This window comes from Prosthecobacter gellanilyticus (assembly GCF_007992435.1).
Classification (GTDB): Bacteria; Verrucomicrobiota; Verrucomicrobiia; order Verrucomicrobiales; family Verrucomicrobiaceae; genus Prosthecobacter; species Prosthecobacter gellanilyticus.
This window is the reverse complement of the sequence record NZ_BKAG01000033.1, coordinates 49,376-70,775: the sequence shown is the minus strand read 5'-3', so window position 1 is coordinate 70,775 and position 21,400 is coordinate 49,376. Positions and strand designations below refer to the sequence as shown.

Genomic DNA, 21,400 nt, shown 5'->3' with positions numbered 1-21,400 from the left:
TCAAGATAGAATCTGCGCGAACGAAGAATCTGATCAAGCCTGCTCTTTGATACGATAGCTCCTTCTCCGGCTGTTCAGCCACCGCACGCCGAACATGTCCATCGTGGCTTTCAGCGCACGATTGCCGAAACCATATTTGCTCACACCATGCACACGCGGGCGATGGTTCACCGGCACTTCAGTGACCTTCCAGCCCATGCCGCCGATCAGTGCCGGAATGAAGCGATGCATGCCATGAAACAGCAGCAGAGCCTCTCTGCACTCACGGCGCATCACCTTCAGCGTGCAGCCCGTGTCACGCACATTGTCACCCACAAAGCGTGACCGCACCCCGTTCGCAATGCGGCTCTGCAAGCGCTTGAAGGTCGTGTCCTTCCGCTTCGCCCGATAGCCGCAGACGAGGTCCCAGCCTTCTTCCAGCTTCGTGATCATCGCCGGAATATCCGCCGGATCATTCTGCAGATCACCATCCAGCGTCACGATCACATCTCCGCGTGCCGAGTGGATGCCCGCATGCATGGCCGCGCTCTGGCCGGCGTTCTTCTCGAATTCCAGCAGCCGCACACGCTCATCGCGCTGCACCCGGCTCACCGTGGCATCCGTGCTGCCATCATCCACCAGCACCAATTCATAATCCCTTCCGTTCAGCGCCGCGGCGATTTCTTTCTGAAGCTCAACAATATTGCCCTCTTCATTATAAAGAGGCACAACAACGGAAATGGCGGGCGATGACGGCATGTGGGGGTGGACGGACAGAATCTCCACCCATCTCGTTCATGCTAAAGGAGGCAAGCTGGAAAACATGACAAAACATTCATGGGAGCCTCACTTTCAGAACATCTGCGCCCATCTGTGTTATCTGCGGTTGAATCTCCGCTTCTCTACCGCCCCACACTAATAATCTGCGGCGCCCGCTTTCTCACGCCGATGTACACCGGCGACCTTTGCGGATCCAGAGGCTTCCAGGGCAGGTCCAGCTCCGTGTTCACCGCCGCGAAGTGCCACGGGCCATCTTCCGTGACCAGGCTGTATTGCAAAGCACGACCACCATCCAGCAGCGTGGCATGCTGCACATCCATCTTCCGTGCCAGCTCGGCGGCCTCGCTCACCGTCATCACTCCCCCGTCACCGGAAAGAATGAAGATGATCGCGCCGTCACGCCGCATGCCAGCCAGCGCACGATAAGTGACCTTCGAGCCATCAAAGAAAGCATCCGGATCCTTGTCGATATAAGAGAAGACCGTGTGGTTCTTCATCACCGCTGGATAACCTTGCGTCGCCTCCTCGATCGGCCCCGGCACTTCATCGAGCAGAGATTTTGGACCAAAGTAAGGCCGCCCACCTTTCACGAAGAAACTGCCGCTCCACTCCTTGAAGGCCGCATTGAGCTGCCGGCTCTCATGATAGACATAGCCCAGCGGCTTGCCCTTCGGATCACGGAAGTTCGCCGTGATGGCAAAGTTCAGCCGCTCCGCTTTCAGACGCTCATGCGCCGTGGTGACTTGAAACTTCGGCAGGAAGCTCGTCGTGAACTCAAAGATCTCCGGCTTGATCACCAGCACATGCACCTCCGCGCCCAAAATGCTTTGCGCGATGCCCGCCAGCCTTCCAGCAGGCCTGCGCACCTTCAGCGTGCTCCAGCGCAGGCCGTCTTCATTGTGACGCAGCAGCATGGCCTGATTGAAATCCCCCGGTGTCATGGCCGCTGCCCTGCGCCATTCGCCACGTTTCGTGCGCACCTCCAGCGCCTGCCTGGAATCCTTCACCAGCACCGCCACCGCATTGCTGCCCAGATTAAAATACATCTCGCCAAACACCCAGCTCACGATGCCGGTGACCAGCAGCGTCAGGAGGATTTTTTTCAGCCACTTGGGCCTGGGCTTGGGGGGCGTCACTTTCGGCATCCAGGAGAGGCCCAGATGATGCCTCGCTTTGCCGTCTAGTAAAGTCATGCGAGCAGCGAATGGATCACCAGCCCCGCAGTCGCGAAGCGTCCTGGACCGCGCCAGCCCTCCGGCGCTCTCGAAGTTCAATCGATACACACCACCAAAGCCACCCAACGCACACCCTTTCAGATCACTTCGCCGCTTGCGAACCAGCCAAGCCCTTCAACTTCCCGGTTTTCATCAACACCGCCAGGATCAGAAACAGTGCATTCCCCTCCAGCCGGTTGTTGCAGTAGAGATAGGTCGGCCGCGTCTTTGCCTTCTCTGCCGCCTCAGCCCGCATGCGGATGATCTCCGCCGCTGCCTCACGAGCCTCCTCATTGATGTCCTTCGTGGCGTTGTAGGGCTCAAAGAGCTTCACCGCCTGCTCAAAGGTCCTCCCCGGCCGCAGCAGAAACCGCGCCGCCGTGAAGTCACCCGCGCTCAGCACTCCAGGCATTTGCATCTGCTCGTTCACGGTCGGCATGTGCGTCCAGTTGTTCATCACATGCGTCACGCCATGCCTCGCCAGCATCGCAAAATATTCCGGCTGCAGCAGCGACTTGTTCCGCACCTCCACGCCATACTGCCAGCCCGGCGGCAGCTGCCCCAGAAACGCATCCAGCATCTCCACAAACTCACGACCACGGTCAAAGTCACGCGGATGAAAATGACTGAACTCAAACATCAGCACACCGATCTTCTCACGATGCCTTTCCATCGAGTCCAGGAAGGCCGCGCGAAAGAGTTCCGCATTGAGAAAGTGCGGATTGCGCTGCCCCATCTTCTTCCCATGCCGGGGCAGGTTCGGAAAGGTGCGCGCCGTGATCTCGTCCGTCACCTTGAAGGAAAAGCGAAAGCCCTCCGGCACCTGGTCGCACAAGCCACGGATGTAGTCCGGCGAAGGAAACTGATAGTAACCCGCATCCACGCACACCGTGCGGAAGACCTGCGCATACTCCTCCAGGCAGTCCCGCTCAAACCGGCTCTTCGTGAACTTCCCGCGATACAGATACCGCTGCTCATCATAGAGCAGCCCGGACCATCCAGGATACTTCCACGATGACGTGCCCACATACACATTCTGCTCCGCCAGTTCCGCCAATGCCTGCCGCAGCTCGGCAATCGGTAGAATAGATGAGGTGAACATGGGTGCTTCAGCTTTCAAACGATACAGGTCCACGGTTTCAAGACCGAAATACAGACCTCATTCAATACGCCGTGCTTCCCGTGAACCTCCCTGTGGCCCCTTCCCTCACCTCGCGGATCGCACGGCGCAGATCGTCCATGTCCACAGGCTTCAGCAGATGCGCGGCAAAGCCTGCCTCGCGCGCCTGCCGCACATCATCATCCGTGCCATAGCCGCTGAGGGCGATACCTCGCCACCCATGGCGCTCACGCAGCGCGCGCATGAGATCGAGACCGCTGCCATCCGGCAGTCCCAGATCACTGACGACCAGATCACATTCATGCTCAGCGGCCAGCGCCAGCGCATCCGCCACATTGCCTGCCGCACGCACACAGTGACCATCGTGCTGAAGCAGGCGCTTCAGGATGTTGAGCGTCGCCTCATGATCCTCCACCACCAGCAAGGTCAGGGACTCCACCGGCGCAGATTCCATCGGCCCATGCTGCGCGGGAGGTTCTGCCTCCATCATTGTCGTGTCCGCAGTGGCGAGCTCCACCGTAAAGATCGCGCCTTGCCCCGGACCGGCGCTTTCCGCCCCCAGCTCACCTCCATGCAGGTCCACGACAGCCTTGGAGATCGCCAGGCCCAGTCCCAGGCCGCCGAACCGATGCTGCGCCCCCACCTCTCCCTGCTCGAACGGCAGGAAAATCCGCCCGAGCGCTTCCTTCGCGATGCCGATGCCCATGTCAGACACCGTGATCGCCAGCCTGCCCGGCGCTGGATTGAAGGTGCGCACACACACGCGTCCAGCACCTGCGCTGAACTTGATCGCGTTCTTCATCAGGTTCCAGAACACCTGCTGCAGCCGCGCCGCATCACCCAGCAGATGATGCTCTTCAGCTTCCAGGCTGAGCTTCAGCTCCACATGCGCCAGCGTGGCATCTGGCCGAACAATCTCTTCGACATGCAGCAGCAGCACATGCGCATCCGTGGGCGCGGTGTCGAGGCGCAGCAAACCACGGCCGATGCGAGTCAGATCAAGCAAATCATCGATCAGCCGCGCCTCGAGCTGGATGTTGCGGTGGATCATCACCAGCTGCTCGCGTGTCTCCGCTGACAGCGAGGTGTCCTTGGACATCTCACCTGAGGCCAGCAGCACGGGGTTCAGCGGATTGCGCAGCTCATGGCTGAGCGCGGCGAGGAAGTCGTCCTTCGCGCGGCTGGCGGCTTCAGCCACCTCCTTGGCCTTCGCCAGCGCTTCAGCCGCACGCTTGCGCTCCGTGTTGTCACGGCTCACTCCGATGATACCGATCACCTTGCCGCTCGCATCCCGCAAAGGGGTCTTGGTGGAGAGATAGACGCGCCGCTGCCCGTCCGCACAGGTGAGGACCTCCTCCACGCTGATCGCCTCGCTGCCCTCGGCGGCCCGCCGGTCATTGGCCATGATCTCATCCACCTCGGCCTTGTCCAGATAGCGCTCCGGCTCGGACACACGCAGCGCGTCGTCCTCGTTCATGCCCAGCACATGGAGGGTCGCCAGGTTCGCATAGGTCAGCTTCCCGCCCAGATCCTTCATGTAGATCAGCTCGCTGGTGCTGTCATTGACGCTACGCAGCAGCTGGGCGCTCTCGCGCAGCTGGTCTTCCGCCAGCCTGCGCGCCGTGATGTCGATGGTGATGGCAATCACGGACAGCGCCTTGCCCGAGGCATCACGGATGACCGAGACGCTGCTGTGCACCCACACCACCGAACCATCTTTGCGCACATGGCTCATCTCCATTTCAAACGGCACATCCTCCTCCACCAGCGCGATGAGCAATTTTTGGTAGGCCGGCACATCCTGGGGATGCGTGATCCCTTCCATGCCCTTCTCCATCAGTTCCTCACGGGAATAGCCAGTCGTCTCGCAGTACTGGTCATTGACCATCAGGAAGCGGCCCGCGAGATCCAGCTCCGCAATGCCGGCCACAGTCTGGTTCACAATGCCGCGGTAACGCTCTTCTGACTCGCGCATGGCCTTCTCCGCGCGAGACCGCACACGCGCGAGCTTCAGATGCGCCTCGACACGTGCGATCAGCTCTCGCGCGCTGAACGGCTTCACGAGATAGTCGTCCGCGCCTTCCGCCATGCCTTCGACCCGTGATTCCTCACCTGCCCGTGCGGACAGCAGGATCACCGGCAGCGTGCTCAGCGCCGGGTCAGCGCGCAGTTCCCGCAGCAGCCCGAATCCATCCAGCCTCGGCATCATGACATCCGTGAGCACCAGATCCGGCGGCTGCGAGCGCGCGGCCTCCAGCGCCGCCTGCCCGTCCGCCACAACCGTGACGTCATAATGCGGGGCCAGCAGCCGCGTCACATACTCGCGCATGTCCGCATTGTCATCGGCGAGCAAAATGCGCGTGGGCTGGCTGGCATCCGCCTTGGCAGGACGGATGTCCTTCGCCTCCCGGTCTGCCTCGTCGGCCAGCCCGCCGCCATCATGCCAGCGCCGGGCTTCGGCGACAAAGCTCCCCACGCGCGTCGCTGTCGAGTCCAGTGTCCGCGGTGCTCCCAGACGATCCGCTGGCAGATGCGCCGTGCCCGCACGGATGGTCACGGTGAACACACTGCCCCGTCCTTCCTGACTCACCACACTCACCGAGCCACCGTGCAGGCGCGCCAGCTCCTCCACCAGCGCGAGGCCGATGCCCGTGCCTTCATGCGTGCGCGAGCGCGTGCCGCGCACCCGGTGAAATCTCTCGAAGATATGCGGCAGCTCCGCCGCAGGAATACCCGATCCTGTGTCCGTGACCACCAATTCCACCGCATCACCCCGCCAGCGCAGCGCGATGATGATCTCACCCTCAAAGGTGAACTTGAAGGCATTGCTCAAAAGGTTGAGCACGATCTTCTCCCACATCTCCACGTCCACATGCACCAGCTGCGGCAGCGGCGGGCATTGGACCACAAGCTGCAGCCCAGCCCCCTCGATGGCCGAACGAAATCCGCTCGCCAGCTCCGTGGTGAGAGCCGCCAGATCCACCGGCTCATACACTGCCTGGATGCGCCCCGCCTCGATGCGTGAAAAGTCTAACAGCGTGTTCACCAGCCTCAGCAGCCTGACCGAGTTCCGGTGCGCCAACTCCAGGCGCTCATTCTCTGGATCATCGCGCAGTTCCTCCTCGATCGGCCCCAGCATGAGCGTCAGCGGCGTGCGTAGCTCATGACTCACATTGGAGAAGAAGGCGGTCTTCGCGCGATCAAGCTCCGCCAGGGCCTCGGCGCGCGTCTTCTCCTGCTCAAAGGCGCGCGCATTGCCGATGCTGCTGGCGATGCTGCCCGCCAGCAGATCAAAGAAGGACTCGTAGCTCTCATCCAGACTCCGCCGCGGACTTGTGCCTGCCACAAGGAACCCGAAAGGCTCCTCAAAAGCACCCTTCTTCAGAGGGACCACGATGGCTGTATGGGTCGGCTCCGGCCACGGGCCACCGGGTAGTGCCGCGCCATCCTTCAGATGCACATGCAGCTTGTCCTCCATGGCCTTGAAAAGGGGCCAGCACATCTCGTCCGTCTGATCTTCCCCGAGCGAGATAAATTCAGGCGCCATCTCACTCTCAGGCAGCACCCCCGCTGCGGCAGCCAGATTCGCCCCTTTTCCCGCCGTGAGATAGATCAGCGCGAAAGGCACATCATGAACGAAGTCCTGCAAGGTGCGCGCCGCACGTTCGCAAACTTGGTTCGCCGTCTTCGCATCCGCCGTCGCCGTCGCCAGTGCATGCAGAAGCCGGGTGCGGCGGTCATTGAGCACACGGTGAGTTGTCTCCTGCACCACATTCAGGATGCCCTCCACCACACCTGTGGCTCCCATGATGGGATTGAAGGTGTAGTCAAAGTAACACTCCTCGGTATAGCCCGAGCGATGCATCGGCAGCAGCGCATCTCCGCGCCATGTCCCCTCGCGGGTGGTGCGCACGCTGGCAAACAGCGGGGCGATGTCCTGCCAGATCTCCGGCCACACTTCACGGGCCCCGCATCCCAGCGCCCATGGGTGCTTGTCCCCCAGGATCGGCCGCCAGGCATCATTGTAGAAAAGGAAGCCCTCCTCACCCCAGTAAACCGCCATCGGAAAGCGCGAGTTCAAGCAGATGCCCAGGGTGGACTTCAGCGCCGCCGGCCATTGCTCCACCGGACCCATCGGTGTCGCATCCCAGTCCAGCGCACGAGTGCGCGCGCCCATCTCTCCACCACCAAAGAACACCCCCGCGTCAAAGGTGGCATCAGCACTTTGAGTCGTGGCGGGTTCGGAAGTCATGGCGCGAGCACGGTAGACTACGCGCAGGTAAGCAGGAGCGGCTGTACTCCGCAACAGCACGAGATCAGGAATTTGCTCAAAGGATGCACACAAACAAGCCACGGCGGGCACCGTGGCTTGTCAGAAACATGTCACCGGCTTGGGGCCGGTCCTCAGGCCTTGCCGGGCAGATCCACCAGCATCTGCGCATTGCTGGGGTAGCGCTCGCAGAGGGTGATCACACGCTGGATCGCATCGATCGGCTTGCCACCCGCGAGACCGCGGCGCAGCATGTGGATCTTGTCGAGCTGGAAGGACTGCAGCAGCAGTTCCTCACGGCGCGTGCCGGATTTGAAGATGTTCACCGCCGGATAGTAATACTGCTCCGCCAGCTTGCGATCGAGCACGAGCTCCATGTTGCCGGTGCCTTTGAACTCGAGGAAAATCACATCGTCCATCTTGCTGCCGGTCTCAATGAGCGCGGTGGCAAGGATGGTGAGGCTGCCAGCCCCGCGAGTATTACGCGCAGCGGCGAAAAGACGGCGTGGGATCTCCATGCCACCGACGGCCATACCACCACTCATGGTGGCACCGCCGGACTTGGCGTTGTTAAAGGCACGGGCTAGACGCGTGATGCTGTCCATGAGCAGGAAGACATGCTCACCAGCCTCCACCAGACGCTTCGCGCGTTCGATGGCGAACATGGCGATGCGCGTGTGACTTCTCACGTCCTGATCGTTCGAGCTCGCATACACCTCGGCGTTGGCAAAGATGCGCTTGAACTCGGTCACTTCTTCCGGGCGCTCATCCACCAGCAGGATGATGAGATGCATGCTCGGATGATTCTGCACGATAGACTCGGCGATGTGCTGCAGCAGCGTCGTCTTGCCCGTGCGCGGCGGTGCCACGATGAGGCCGCGCTGGCCACGGCCAACCGGCGTGAACATGTCGATCACACGCGTGGTGATGCGCTCCTTGGTGGTTTCAAACTGGATGCGCTTGTTCGGATTGATGGCTTTCAGCTCTTCGAAGAGCGGCAGATCACGCACCGACTCCGGCGTGCGGCCGTTCACATCGGTGATGCTGGTCACCATCAGGCCGCGCGGGCCTTTCTGGGAGATGCCCTTGATCAGCATGCCTTCACGCAGACCGAGCTGGCGGACGGTGTCCGCATGCACAAAAGGATCCGCAGGATGCTGGGCGAACATACGCTCACGGGAACGCAGGAAACCATGACCTTTGGGGTTCATTTCCAGCACACCTTCGGAGGCTTCAGGCGGACCCAGCACCACTTCAGGGGACATGGGTGCATCGTCATCGTGAGTGTCCCGATGAGACTGCGCATGCCTGCCGTTCTGCTGTGGCTGATGACCACCATTGGAGTGCTGCGGTTGATAGCCGCCCTGGCTGCGCTCAGCGCTGACATGACCACGATCACGGTCACCACCGCCTTGGTGGCCGCCCTGACCACCACCCTGCTGGGCGAGGCGACGCGCGGCCTTTTCAGCTTTGAACCGTTCACGGCGCTCCTTCCAGCGCTCCCAGCGTGTCTTTTTGCGCCCTTGATCCTGGCCGCCACCGGCATCCCCAGCACCACCAGATTGACCCTCTTGCGGAGGCTCGTCATCACCACCTTCATCGGAATCATCCTCACTCGCAGCCGGAGCAGCGGCGCGTGCCGCAGGTGCGGGCACAGCAGCAGGCGCTGCCTTCACAAAGGCTGGCGGCGGCACTTCCACAGCAGCTTCAGGGGCCGACATCGGTTCAGCATCCAGCGCGGCGGCGATCACCGCATTCGCGACAGGTGCCGGAGCGGCTTCCACAGGAGCACTCGCAGCCACGACCATGGACTCCTGCATCTTCGCCAGGATCTCCGCGGCCTTCTTTTGCAGCGCGGTGCGGCGCGTCTTCTTCGCAGGCACGTCAGCATTCGCGGTTTCAGGCGCGGCGGGAACTTCGAGATTCAGTTCCAGCTCAGCGGGAGGTTCGATGACCTTCGCTGGCTTCTTCGTCGCGACCTTCTTGGCGGCCACTTTCTTCACAGCAGCTTTCTTGGCAGGGGCCGGCGCAGCCTTCTTCGCGGCCACCTTTTTGGCGGCAGCTTTCTTCTTCGGCTTCTCCTCGGGCTGGAGTTCGGTGCTCATGGGCATTTGTTGGAAAATAGGTTAGTCAAGAGAGTCGGCGATGCTGTCGTCGATCTCGAAATTGGAATGCACGTTCTGGGTGTCGTCATACTCGTCGAGCAGGTCGTAGAGCTTGATCACCGTCTTCGCGGTTTCGATGTCAGTGAGCACGATGGGCGTGTTCGCCTTGTGGATGAGCTTGGGTGCGTTGGCCGTGACGCCTTTCTCTTTCAGCGCGCTCACCACCTGGAAAAGCTGGTCTGTGGCCGTGTACATCAGCCACTCGTCACCGCCATCCTGCACGTCATCCGCGCCGGCCTCGAGAGCCAGCTCCATGGCGGCATCTTCGGTGAGGTTGCCTTTGTCAAAGCGCAGCTCGCCCTTGCGGCTGAACTGGTAGGCCACGCTGCCCGCATCGGCAAAGGTGCCGCCGTTTTTGGAAAGCAGCACCCGGAAGTCATTGGCCACCCGGTTGCGGTTGTCCGTCACCACTTCCACCATGAAGGCCACGCCGCCCGGGCCGTAGCTCTCATAGGTGATTTCATCGATGATCACTCCGCCGAGCTCGCCCGTGCCTTTCTTGATGGCACGGTCGATGTTGTCATTCGGCACATTCGCAGCCTTCGCAGCCAGGATGGCCGTGCGCAGACGGGCATTCAGGTCGGGATTCCCGCCACCGTGCTTGGCAGCGATGGTGATCTCCTTGGACATCTTCGAAAAGACGCCGCCGCGCTTTGCATCGATCACCGCCTTGGAGCGCTTGATCTTCGACCACTTATTGTGACCTGCCATGGTTGCTTTGCTGAAGTATGGGTGGGGGGAGGGTCCCTGGGCGAGGGAGAAGACCGCGTGCAAAGGCGGGTTCGTCCCTGGCTGGGAACTGAAGTAGCAAATGAGAAAGAAAGCGGCCTTGCCGCGGTCTCCGCTTCAAAGCAGGCCGGGGGGCCTGTTGACACAGAATGAGTTTCGTGAAGGACTCCGCCGTCAGAAACACAGCTCCCATCTTTGGAGCGGACACCAGGGGTTCGCCTCGCTGAGGGAACCGTGAACAGCTGGAGTTTGCGGGATGGCGGGCCGCCTTGCAAGGTGTTTTTTGCACCCCCCGGCCATTGTGCGCTGCCGAAGCCTCCTTCCCCATGAGCCCGCTTCCCTGCCTTTGACATCCACACCGCCCCCGCCAACCTCCACGCATGTCAGACACCCCGCTGCTCCGCACCCCGCTCTTTGAAAACCACGTTGCCCTCGGCGCCAAGATGGTCCCCTTCGCCGGCTGGGAGATGCCTGTGCAGTACTCCGGCATCGTGCCGGAGCATCAGGCCGTGCGCAAAGCCGTGGGCGTCTTTGACATCTCCCACATGGGCCAGTTCATCGTCAGTGGCGATGACGCGCTCGCCTTCCTGAACCGCTCCCTCACGAACGACGTCTCCAAACTCGAGATCGGCCAGGGACAGTACTCCCTCATGCTCAATGATGCCGGCGGGGTGATTGACGACCTCATCCTCTACCGCACCAGCCAGCTTGAATACTTCGTCGTGGTGAATGCCTCCATGATCGATGTGGACTGGGCGCACCTGCGCAGCCTGCTGTCTTCCGAGGAAGACGTGCACATGGCGAATCTGAGCGATGCCACCGCCGGTCTCGCCGTGCAGGGCCCCAAGAGCCGCGCCGTGTTTGAAAAGATCTTCGGCAGCGAGGCCGTCTTCCCCCCGCACAACAGCATTTTTGTTTCGGCGGATGATGCCGGCTTCATGTGGCTGTGCGGTACCGGCTACACCGGAGAGGACGGTTTTGAGTTCTTCTCGCCAGCCTCCAACGCCTCCGCGTGGTTTGATAAAATCGTCGCTGCGGTGCGTGAAGAAGGTGGTGTGCCCTGCGGCCTCGGCGCTCGTGATACCCTCCGCCTCGAGATGGGCTACCCGCTCAATGGCAATGACCTCTCTCCCGCCAAGACCCCGCTTGAGGCAGGCCTCGGCTTCTTCGTGGCGATGGAAAAAGAAGCCTTCACCGGCAAAGCTGCCCTGACTTCCCAAAAGAAAGCCGGCCTGCCCAGCAAGCTCGCCGCCTTCAAGATGACCGGCACCGCTCCACCACCACGCCCGCATTATCCCGTCGCTTACAATGGCGAGATCGTCGGCGAGGTCGCCAGCGGCACGCAATCTCCCAGCCTCAGCGCCGGCATCGGCATGGTCTACCTGCCCACAGAGGCCGCCAAGATCGGCACCGCCATCGAGATCGAGATCCGCGGCCGCCGCTTCCCCGCCGAGATCGTGAAGAAGCCCTTCTACCGCAAAGACGGAGTGTGATGTGAGGCTTGAGAGGATCCATCCCTCCCCCATCTCCAAATCTCCTGTTTAAAAATCAGGGAATGCTGGCGTTCTCATAGCACCATGAAACTCCCGCCGCTGCTTCTCGCCGCCCTCCTCGCCTCTGCTTCAGCCTCCGCCCAGGAAGCTCTCACGCCCCAGCAGCGGGCGCTGAAGGTGGCCGGGCAGAACAAGATCGAGCTGCATCTGGACCAGCCCTACGCGGGCAATGACAACCCGAAGCAGCGGGTGGACCTCTACTTGCCCAAGGAACGCAAAAGCGACAAGCCGCTCCCCGTCGTGGCTCTCATCCATGGCGGCGGCTGGGTGAATGGAGATAGAATTGGTTACGCCGCTCTCGCCATCCAGCTCGCCCGCACCGGCGATTTCGCCACCGTCGCTGTCGGTTACCGTCTGACCAAGGAAGCCCACTGGCCGGAGCAGATCTACGATTGCAAGGCCGCCATCCGCTGGATCCGCGCCCACGCGAAGGAATACAACCTCGATCCCGACCGCATCGCCGTCTGGGGCAGCTCCGCCGGAGGTCATCTAAGCTCCTTGTTAGGCACCAGCGGGGATGTGAAGGAGCTTGAAGGCACGCTTGGGCCCAACACTCAGTTCAGCAGCCGCGTGCAGGCCGTGGTGAACCAGTGCGGCCCCGAGGACTTCACCCAGGCGCTCATGTTCGACAAGGAAGGCAAGCCCATCACCAAGGACGATGCCGTCATCGGCCTGCTCGGCGGCACTTATGAGGAAAAGCATGCCGAAGCCGTCGCCGCATCTCCCCTGACCTACGTGACCAAGGACGATCCGCCCTTCATCACCTTCCATGGCACGGCCGACCAGCGCGTCTCCTGGCGTCACGCCGAAACCATCCACGCCGCCCTGCAGAAAGCTGGCGTCCCTTCCCTGCTCGTCCCCATCACCGATGGCGGCCACAGCTCTGTGAACCACCCCGAAGCCAAGGTCCGCGGCGAACAGTTCGTGAGCAAACACCTGCGTGGCGCCACCGTGGAGATCGACACCACATCCCTGAAAGCCCTGCCACCTCCCGCCCAGAAATAAGCCCGGCAGTCGCGAAGCGTCCTGGAGTGCTCCAGCCCTCTGGAGCTTTGGATCGGGCACGTTTGAATCGCGAAAACCTGAAGACGAATGAACCACGACTGACCTGCGCCATCAATCCGCGCAAACCTTTTCGTTAGGCCTTCCAGGACACTCCGCGCATATCAACCTCCATCACCTGACAAGAATCCCGATGTCCTCGCCTTTCACGACCAGCACCGGATGGCTGATGTGATCAATGTCATCAAAGTGCCACCACTCGGCCGGCAGCGGCTTCAGGCCTGCGGCACGCATGGCACTGTGCAGGATTTGTAGATTCTGCCGCACGACTGGGTCCGCAGGAATCTGGTCACTCCCTGCCTGCGCGAAGTTCTCGTCAAAGGCCGTCGGCATGCGCATCTCATGACCCGAGGCATCCACCAGCGTGGCATCCAGCGAGACACCGCCGCAGTGCCGTGACCAGCCGCTGGTCTCGGGATCCATGAACATGCCGCTTTCGCCATCCTTGGAAACGAGCAGTCTCTGCACCTCCGGCGGCCGCCAGGCATCCCAGATCTTCACGCCATAGCCCTGCGCTTTCAGCGCGGCCTGCGCCACCTTCAGCCTCTCCAGCGTGGCGGCACGCAGCAGGCAGGGCATGTTCCGCGGGTAGAGCGGACGTCCCGTCACATTGTGCCGTGTGGCATAGCGCAGGTCCACCCGGATGCCCGGGATGGCCGCACGCACATCCACCAGTCCCTTGGCCCGTGCCGCCGCAGTGACCTGTTTTTTGTCAATCCAGCCTCCCGGGCCTGCGGCACAGCCGGTTAGCAGCAGCGTGGCAGCAGCGGAGAGCGACAGGAAGATCCGGATAAACATGAGGGCTTTTTTTGCTTCCGTTGTCTACCATCGCAAGGCAAGTTTCCGCCGCATCCTCCACTTCCGCGCGCCAGCATGACCCGATTCCAGATCCTCAACGCCCTGCTTCACTTCCTGTTTTTCTTCATGGGCGCAGGCATCGGCTCCTTTTTAAATGTGGTCATCTACCGCCTGCCGCGCGGCATGTCCGTGAACCAGCCGCGCCGCTCCTTCTGCCCTTCCTGCAAGAACCAAATCCCCATGTGGCAGAACATCCCCCTCGTGAGCTGGATCCTGCTACGCGGCAAATGCGCGAAGTGCGGCTGCTCCATCTCGCCGCGCTATCTCGGGGTCGAGCTGCTGACCGGTCTTCTCTTCTATGGCATCTTCTGGAAGCTCGGGGGCGACTGGGCGGCCATTCAAGAGTGGGGTCCGGCCATGTTCTGCCTCTGGCTCTTCACCAGCCTCCTCGTCGCCGGCAGCTTCATCGACATCGAGCACTACATCCTGCCGCATGAGATCACCATGGGAGGCACGGTGCTGGGCCTCATCAGCGCCAGCATCGTCCCTTCACTCGTCGGTGAGCAGGAGCATCTGCGCGGTTTCATGATCTCCCTGGCCAGCGCAGCCCTCGGCCTCGGCGGACTGTGGCTGGTGGTGGAGCTCGGCAAACTCGCCTTCGGCCGCAAGCGCCATGTCTTTGACTCCGCCACCGCCTGGAGCGTCACCCAGCCGAATGACGAGGAACCACCCGTTGTCACCCTCGGCGAGGAAAAGACCAGCTGGGCAGACATCTTCTCCCGCGCCAGCGACCGCATGATCATCACCTGCCCGTCCCTGGAGGCGAATGACAAGGCTTACACGAATGTCACCGCCGAGCTCTGGATGGAAAAACTCAAGGTCCGCCATGCTGACGGCAATCTCGATGAGTTCCCCATGGAGGGCGTGACCCACCTGCAAGGCACCACCACAAACATCGTCATCCCGCGTGAAGCCATGGGCTTTGGGGACGTGCTTCTGCTCATGATGATCGGCTCCTTCACCGGTTGGAAGAGCGTGCTCTTCACCATCCTGGCCGCCTCCGTGCTGGGCACCGTCATCGCCGGCCTTTCCCGCCTCATCGGCCGCAGTGAGTGGGGTCAAAAGATCCCCTTCGGCCCCTACCTCGCCGCCGGAGCCATCATCTGGGTCTTCTACGGCCCTGAGATCCTGAACTGGTACATGGACCTCATGACCCCGAAGCTTCGCTAGCCTTCTGTGGCTCCCGTCCTGAATACCCGGGACTTATCTTCGCCCCCAGGATCCGGAACCACGGTTCTGCGACCCAAAAAGCCGTTGACCCCCGGTCCGGCTGTGGCACTATCTCGGCCCCCTTCACGCCCCGGCGAAAGCACTTTTTGCCTCGACGGGTCCACGTGATCACCCCACCTACCCCCATGAAAGAACAAGGTCACCCAACGACTTACGAAACCACGATCACCTGCACCTGCGGCACTGTTTACAACACCCAGTCCACCGTGCAGAACCTCCGTATCGGCATTTGCGCCGGCTGCCACCCCTTCTTCACCGGTGAGCAGCGCTTCGTCGACACCGCCGGCCGAGTAGACAAGTTCGCCCAGCGTTACGGCAGCACCCGTGCCCGCCGCGCCGCTCCGAAGCTCAGCGACGCCTCCGCGTAATCGCCCCAGCTCCATTTTCAGACTTTTCAGCATCGCGGAAGCCCCAGTGGCCTCCGCGATGTTTGTTTTTGCAAACTGATCCACTCCTGCCAATCTCCGCGCTCACCCATCATGGCCACCGCCCCCCTGCTCATCCACCTCGACGGCAAACTCGTTCCTGAATCTGAAGCCAAAGTGTCAGTCTTCGACCACGGCCTGCTCTATGGCGATGGCTGCTTCGAAGGCATCCGCATCTACAACGGCCGCGTCTTCCGCCTGACCGAGCATCTGGTGCGCCTGTATGAAAGCGCCCGCAGCATCTGCCTCACCATCCCCATCAGCATCGAGGAGATGGAGAAGGCCACCGTCGAGACCGTGGCCGCGAACAACCTGCGTGACGGTTACATCCGCCTCGTCATCACCCGCGGCGTCGGCTCCCTGGGTCTGAACCCCTACCAGTGCCCGAAGGCTGGCATCATCATCATCGCCAGCGGCATCACGCTGTATGCGAAGGAGAAGTACGAGACCGGACTGAACCTCATCACCTGCGCCACCCGCCGCCCCACACCGGCCGCGCTGAGCCCGCAGGTGAAGAGCCTGAACTACCTGAACAACATCATGGCCAAGATCGAGTGCATCCAGGCCGGGTGTGAGGAAGGCATCATGCTCAATGAGCAGGGCTACGTGGCCGAGTGCACGGGCGACAACATCTTCATCATCAAGAACGGCCAGGTCTACACACCCACCATCGCCAGCGGCGCGCTGAATGGCATCACCCGCATGGCCGTCATCGAGGTGATGCGTGAGATGGGCCTGCAGGTCCACGAGATCACCATGAGCCGTCATGAGATCTACACCGCGGATGAGTGCTTCCTCACCGGTACTGCCGCCGAGGTCATCCCCGCCGTGCAGTATGACCGCCGCCCCATCGGCGATGGCAAGCCCGGCAAGCTCACCACCGAGGTCATCACCAAGTTCAAAGCTCTGGCGAACTCCACCGGCACTCCCGTTCCCTATAAGTGACCCAACTCGAATGATGAATGACTAACCAGAAGGTTGGCATTCGTCATTCCGCATTCTGCATTCGTCATTTATGCACGAGTATCACCGCCTCCTCCGCAAAGTCCTCGACCATGGCTCCTACCGTGAGGACCGCACCGGCACGGGGGCGTATTCCGTGTTTGGCGAGCAGAGCCGCTACGATCTCAGCACCACCTTCCCGCTCGTCACCACGAAAAAGCTGCACCTCCGCAGCATCATTCACGAGCTCCTCTGGTTCCTGAAGGGTGATACCAACGTGGGTTATCTCCGCGACAACAAGGTCACCATCTGGGACGAATGGGCGGATGAGGACGGTGAGCTCGGCCCCGTCTACGGCGCGCAGTGGCGCCGCTGGCAGGGCACGCCCGAGGCAGAGCCTGTGGACCAGATCGTGAAGCTGCTTCACGGCCTGAAGACGAACCCTTACAGCCGCCGTCACATCGTCAGCGCCTGGAACGTGCCGTATATCGACAAGATGGCGCTGCCTCCTTGTCACTGCCTGTTCCAGTTTTTCGTGGCTGAAGGCAGGCTGAGCTGCCAGCTCTACCAGCGCAGCGCTGACCTCTTCCTCGGCGTGCCGTTTAACATCGCCAGTTACAGCCTGCTCGTGCTCATGATCGCCCAGGTCTGTGATCTTCAGCCCGGTGAGTTCGTCCACACCTTCGGTGACCTGCATCTGTACAAGAATCATCTTGAGCAAACGAAGCTCCAGCTCAGCCGCGAACCACGCGCGCTCCCTGTGATGAAGCTCAATCCCGACGTGAAAGACCTCTTCGCCTTCAAGTTTGAGGACTTCACGCTCGAAGGCTACGACCCGCATCCCGCCATCAAGGCAGAGATCGCGGTCTAACCAACGACGCCACTTTCTTTCGGAGGGTGACGGCACTCATGCTGGATGCCAGCCAGCAGCTCCTGGAAGATTTGAAGGTCTTCCAGGCTGTCTGGACGCTGGCCACCCTCATCAAGCCCCGCTTCATCCATGCCTTGAAGCAACTGGTCACGCTTCTGCAGGCGCCGGCCAAACTCATGGATGAGCACAGTGCTGTTGTCCTCCGTGGAGAAGTAAGCACGGAAGGCGTTCCTCTGCTCCTCGGGCACGATGTCCAGCCGCTGCCGGAGAATGGCCAACGCCTTTTTGACCGGATTGTCAGCTCCGCCGGTGGCGGCGATCTTTCTCAGCTCGGCGATCAGCTTCAGCATGTGATCGACCGTGGCTTTCTTCTTCACCACGGCTTCCAGCATCTCGTCTGCCGCAAGCTCCAGAGACGTCTCGTAGTGGGTGGAAACCTTCGCCGCAAAGTAGTCCGCGATGCGGCTCTTGAATGACTTGAGCCTCTCCGCGATCCCCTGGAAGAAGCCTGTCGCCGGGCCTCTACCTGAGGATTTCGGATTCGTGACCACTTCTCTCTCCCCTAGCCGTCCACCGTCTTGCGGCACGGAAGAGTCAGGCTCAAACGAGCCTGACGGCCGGACCGGCGAATGGCGGAAGCTGGGATCAATGCCGGACATAAGAGTATCCCTGGCGCCATCGCCACCAAGGTCGCATAGTTGGTTAGATGCGGATCAGGCCTGCGGCGTCACCTGAGCCCGACCCAGAATCCGGATCGGTATCGTCAGCCGTCAGTCTGGCCAGGTTCGCCTGCCAGAACTCCAGGTAGTTCACAAACTTCTCCAGCACGGGAGCCACGCCTTCAGGGCCGAGATGGGAGACATCCACGCTCTGGCAGAGCACCACATCTTCACTCAGATGATCCATGCTCAGGCAGGCACCGCCCACACCCTGGCCCTGAAAATTTGCCTTCAGCAGCATTTTCAGACCAGCAGGAGACTCGTTGTTCTCCAGGGTGCCGATCACGGCGCTGAGCTTCAGCACATGGCTGGCAGGGTCGCCGCGCAGCGCCACCTCGGCTTCATCGATCACGAGGTCGCAGGTGTTGTCCTGGTTGAAGGCCAGAGGAAGGCCGAGGGTCACGGAGAGGGCCTCGAGGGCCTGCAGGTTGTTCGTCGTCATGGGAGTGGGAGAGAAAAAAGAGGAGTCGTTGGTAAACGCGCCAGGCCGCCCTCAGCGGCGGCCTGGAAGTTCTAACATAATCTTAGAACAGCTTGCCAGAAAAAGTGACCGTCGGGTCGGTGGGGCAGGTCAGCACCAGCTCACCACGATCTGCGGCAGCCTTGTCCACCACCATCTCAATGGAGAACTCGGACTTCAGCACCCCACCCTCGGAGAGCGGCATGGATTCTTTGGCGAAGCCACGGCCCACATGGTCGGGATACATGGTCCAGCTCACTTTCACGCGAAAGTCACCGTTCTCCATTTTGTCGAGCTTCAGCTTGGCGCCGCCGTAGTTGGTCAGCAGACCCAGGTCATGGGACACGCCCTGGTCGTCCTTGTAAGAGCCCTCACGCTTCGCCGCGAAGGTGAGCAGCGCCTGGTCTCCGCCTTCGGTGGCGATGGAGTCATGGAAGGGACGCAGCGTGGTCTGCACAAGCACGGAGGACAGCACCGTCGTGGCATTGTCAGACCCGGCATAGTCACGGAGGTTTTGGACGACCGTCAAATTGCGCTCGGCTTCACCCGTTTCCGGGTCGTCACGCGTTTTGAAGGTCCCCTGGCTGGTTGGCATCTCCAGGTCCATGCGGAAGAAGTCCTTCGGTGCCTGGGTGATGACTTTCTGACCGCCAAGATCGGTGAGGCGCTCAGGTTTCAGAGCATCTGACATGATGGCCTTCACACCGTCACCGATGGACATCCCCTGGATCTCCGCGAGGTTAGGCGCCACATCCGGCACCTGTGAAATCGTGCTGGTGCCAGTGACGACGCCGTTGTCACTGATGGTCACACCGCCGGGCATTTTCTCTTGGAGAGGCCCGATCAGATACTGACGGCAGTCATGCTGAATGCCGTCCACGAGCCCCTTGAAGTTCTGGCGCGCTTTCACGGAGTCCCCGCGATCCCCCTCTCCAGCGAGTCCCATCTCCTCCAAGCCCTGCATCATCTGGTCATGCTTCTCCACGCGGCTGTCGAATTCTCGCATCAAACCAGCGCTGTTGTCATCCATGGCAAAGTGGGTGCGGACAGCCTTCTGCTGCTCAGGGGGCAAGGCGCTCACCTTCTCACGCAGGGTGGACACGGCCTTGCCCGTCGGATCGTCCGTGCCCGTCTTCTTCGCGCAGCTCTGCAGCTCGTTGAGCAGACTCGTCATCTTCTTCGGTGTCACATTCCCCTGGACGATTGCGTTCGCGATGTTGTCCGCCGCACGTCCCAGAGCCGCCTCTTTCCGGGCGGCCGACTTCTCCGCAAAGTAGTTCACCACCCGATCCTTGAGCGAGGTGATCTTGTCACCGATGCCCGAGAAGAAATTGAGGATGGAGCGGCCGATGGACGGCTTGTTATTGGTGGTCACCTGGCGGTCACCCAGTTTGGGGCCTTCAGGAGGCAGTTGCTCCAGGGAAAGCGAACCAGAGGACTGAACCTGCGAGTTGCGGAAGCTGCTACCGATGCTGGACATAATAGAGGAGAGTTAAGGTGTCTGCGGGGTGAGGTAAAACCTCATTGCCCGACATCCTAAGTATCTGCATCGGCGGCCTGCAAAATTACAGCCAATTTTAACTTTCTTGCCACTCTTTCGGTTCGGCGGCTTCCTGGCACAGACCGGGTCGTTCCAGAAAAGTCACCATCCCGGGCTGGCGATGAAACGCCGTGTCTCTTTGATCTGAAGCGGCCCTGGCAGGCCTCCAGCCGGGCTGGTTAGCTCGGTGATGCGGACCCAGCCATCATGACTGGCAGTGATCAGGCGGCGAAGCTCCAGGGAACCACCGATGCACATCTTGGTTAGGCGGTCATCATGCTGCGCCAGCACGTCTTTTTTCTTCCGTGTCTTCGGATCCATGGAGATCACGAGACCGCTTCCCAAGGCGGCGACGGGCAGCTCCGTGTTCAAGAAACCAAGCCCGAGCACTTCAGACCTGCCACCGGGGCTCATGGTGGTGTCCTTCACACCCTCTCCATCCGGCTTGAAGCGATGCATCTCACCATTCGCATCTCCGGAGATGATCTGGTCACTTGAAGGGGAAAAGGCCACGCTCAGCACAGCCACCTCATGCCCATTGAAGGTTCCCTCCACCGTGCCGGTCTTCACATCAAAGACCTTCGCCGTGCGGTCGCGGCTGGCACTGGCCACATGCCTGCCATCCGGACTCATGGCGAGGCTCAAGATCCAGTCCGCATGCGCCTCCAGATCCCACATTGGCTTGCCTTCTGGTAGTGCAAAGGCGCGCACGCGATTGTCCGCGCCCGCGGTGATGAGCACAGAGCCATCCGGCGTGCTCACGGCGCTCAGCGCGCAGTCACGCAGCTGAGCCAGCCGCTTGCGCTCAGCAGGCCTGGCGTAGTTCACCAGCCAGACCTCGCCGCTGCGTCCGGGGCTGCCTCCAGCCACCGCCAGCAGCGGCCCTCCCTTGATGAAGCTGAGACCGAGCACTCGCTCCGGCATTCCCGCGATGCGCCCGCGCATCTTGCCCGTCTCAGGATCCCAGGAGAGCACCTCATGATAGCCATTGGTCACCAGCACCTTGCCATCCCCATTCAGCGCCATCGCGGTGACGGGGATCGGTCGCGGATACTTCTCAGGGGATTGCACCTCCTTCTGCGGTAGCAGAGTCGCCAGCGCAGCCTTCGCATCCGGGCCGTCAAACTTCCCGCCTTCGAGGATCCACTGCCGGACGAGAGCGATCTCCTTCTCCGGCAGCGCATCTGCCTTCTTCGGCATGCGGTCATCTTCCTCATGCGTGGAGATGAGCTCATAGAGCTCGCTCTCCTCCGGCTTGCCCGCGACCAGCGGCACTTCATCACTGTCGCCCGCTTTCAAAAGCTGCTCAAAGGTATCGAGGCGATACCCGCCCTTCGCCTTCTCCGCGCGATGACACTCCACGCACTGGCCCACCAGCAACGGCACTATTTGTTGGGCAAAAGAGACCGGCGCCGCAGTGGCGGCAGGCAGGCAGCAAAACAGGAACAATCCAGCGGGGAGGAATCTCACCTCCCCTTAACGC

The 21,400-nt window shown here is 61.3% G+C and carries 17 protein-coding genes; 6 read left to right on the top strand and 11 right to left on the bottom strand.

Going from position 1 to position 21,400, the window contains the following annotated elements:
- Positions 1 to 33 precede the first annotated feature (33 nt).
- The 6 genes from BGE01nite_RS19695 to BGE01nite_RS19665 all read right to left on the bottom strand — a co-directional run bounded on the left by BGE01nite_RS19695 (position 34) and on the right by BGE01nite_RS19665 (position 10,239).
- Positions 34 to 738 (bottom strand): glycosyltransferase family 2 protein, encoded by a 705-nt coding sequence (locus tag BGE01nite_RS19695; RefSeq protein ID WP_146852832.1) that lies wholly within the window; start codon positions 736 to 738, stop codon positions 34 to 36.
- A 143-nt stretch (positions 739 to 881) separates the two neighbouring features.
- Positions 882 to 1,952, bottom strand: a complete 1,071-nt coding sequence (locus tag BGE01nite_RS19690; protein WP_146852830.1) for a phosphodiester glycosidase family protein — start codon at positions 1,950 to 1,952, stop codon at positions 882 to 884.
- A 124-nt stretch (positions 1,953 to 2,076) separates the two neighbouring features.
- Positions 2,077 to 3,075, bottom strand: a complete 999-nt coding sequence (locus tag BGE01nite_RS19685; RefSeq protein ID WP_146852828.1) for a DUF72 domain-containing protein — start codon at positions 3,073 to 3,075, stop codon at positions 2,077 to 2,079.
- 61 nt (positions 3,076 to 3,136) lie between these two features.
- Positions 3,137 to 7,345: an ATP-binding protein gene (locus BGE01nite_RS19680; protein ID WP_146852826.1), complete on the bottom strand. Its 4,209-nt coding sequence runs from the start codon at positions 7,343 to 7,345 to the stop codon at positions 3,137 to 3,139.
- Positions 7,346 to 7,497: 152 nt separating this feature from the next.
- The gene (gene rho / locus BGE01nite_RS19675) at positions 7,498 to 9,468 is read right to left on the bottom strand and encodes a transcription termination factor Rho (protein WP_246145763.1); all 1,971 of its coding nucleotides are present in this window, start codon (positions 9,466 to 9,468) and stop codon (positions 7,498 to 7,500) included.
- Between the two features lie 21 nt (positions 9,469 to 9,489).
- On the bottom strand, positions 9,490 to 10,239 hold the full coding sequence (locus BGE01nite_RS19665) for a YebC/PmpR family DNA-binding transcriptional regulator (protein WP_146852822.1): 750 nt from the start codon (positions 10,237 to 10,239) through the stop codon (positions 9,490 to 9,492).
- 398 nt (positions 10,240 to 10,637) lie between these two features.
- Between BGE01nite_RS19665 and gcvT the strand changes: the two genes are divergently transcribed.
- On the top strand, positions 10,638 to 11,750 hold the full coding sequence (gene gcvT, locus BGE01nite_RS19660; RefSeq protein ID WP_146852820.1) for a glycine cleavage system aminomethyltransferase GcvT: 1,113 nt from the start codon (positions 10,638 to 10,640) through the stop codon (positions 11,748 to 11,750).
- Between the two features lie 84 nt (positions 11,751 to 11,834).
- Entirely contained in the window at positions 11,835 to 12,815 is a 981-nt protein-coding gene (locus BGE01nite_RS19655) for an alpha/beta hydrolase (RefSeq protein ID WP_146852818.1), read from the top strand.
- 171 nt (positions 12,816 to 12,986) lie between these two features.
- On the opposite strand, the gene BGE01nite_RS19650 is transcribed toward BGE01nite_RS19655, so the two are convergent.
- On the bottom strand, positions 12,987 to 13,670 hold the full coding sequence (locus BGE01nite_RS19650; protein WP_146852816.1) for a M15 family metallopeptidase: 684 nt from the start codon (positions 13,668 to 13,670) through the stop codon (positions 12,987 to 12,989).
- A 75-nt stretch (positions 13,671 to 13,745) separates the two neighbouring features.
- On the opposite strand from BGE01nite_RS19650, the gene BGE01nite_RS19645 reads away from it, so the two are divergent.
- From BGE01nite_RS19645 to BGE01nite_RS19630, 4 genes are all read left to right on the top strand, one after another.
- On the top strand, positions 13,746 to 14,900 hold the full coding sequence (locus tag BGE01nite_RS19645; RefSeq protein WP_146852814.1) for a prepilin peptidase: 1,155 nt from the start codon (positions 13,746 to 13,748) through the stop codon (positions 14,898 to 14,900).
- A gap of 185 nt (positions 14,901 to 15,085) precedes the next feature.
- The gene (rpmE, locus tag BGE01nite_RS19640) at positions 15,086 to 15,328 is read left to right on the top strand and encodes a 50S ribosomal protein L31 (RefSeq protein ID WP_146852812.1); all 243 of its coding nucleotides are present in this window, start codon (positions 15,086 to 15,088) and stop codon (positions 15,326 to 15,328) included.
- A gap of 111 nt (positions 15,329 to 15,439) precedes the next feature.
- Positions 15,440 to 16,330, top strand: a complete 891-nt coding sequence (gene ilvE / locus BGE01nite_RS19635) for a branched-chain-amino-acid transaminase (protein WP_146852810.1) — start codon at positions 15,440 to 15,442, stop codon at positions 16,328 to 16,330.
- A gap of 70 nt (positions 16,331 to 16,400) precedes the next feature.
- Complete coding sequence (locus BGE01nite_RS19630; RefSeq protein WP_146852808.1) at positions 16,401 to 17,198, top strand: thymidylate synthase; 798 nt, start codon at positions 16,401 to 16,403, stop codon at positions 17,196 to 17,198.
- Here BGE01nite_RS19630 and BGE01nite_RS19625 read toward each other — a convergent pair.
- The 4 genes from BGE01nite_RS19625 to BGE01nite_RS19610 form a co-directional block, all read right to left on the bottom strand.
- Positions 17,195 to 17,857: a hypothetical protein gene (locus BGE01nite_RS19625; protein ID WP_146852806.1), complete on the bottom strand. Its 663-nt coding sequence runs from the start codon at positions 17,855 to 17,857 to the stop codon at positions 17,195 to 17,197. The genes BGE01nite_RS19630 and BGE01nite_RS19625 overlap by 4 nt on opposite strands.
- A gap of 43 nt (positions 17,858 to 17,900) precedes the next feature.
- Entirely contained in the window at positions 17,901 to 18,359 is a 459-nt protein-coding gene (locus tag BGE01nite_RS19620) for a type III secretion system chaperone (protein ID WP_146852804.1), read from the bottom strand.
- Positions 18,360 to 18,441: 82 nt separating this feature from the next.
- On the bottom strand, positions 18,442 to 19,857 hold the full coding sequence (locus BGE01nite_RS19615; protein WP_146852803.1) for a hypothetical protein: 1,416 nt from the start codon (positions 19,855 to 19,857) through the stop codon (positions 18,442 to 18,444).
- Positions 19,858 to 20,019: 162 nt separating this feature from the next.
- Entirely contained in the window at positions 20,020 to 21,387 is a 1,368-nt protein-coding gene (locus BGE01nite_RS19610; protein ID WP_146852801.1) for a c-type cytochrome domain-containing protein, read from the bottom strand.
- Between the last annotated feature and the right edge of the window lie 13 nt (positions 21,388 to 21,400).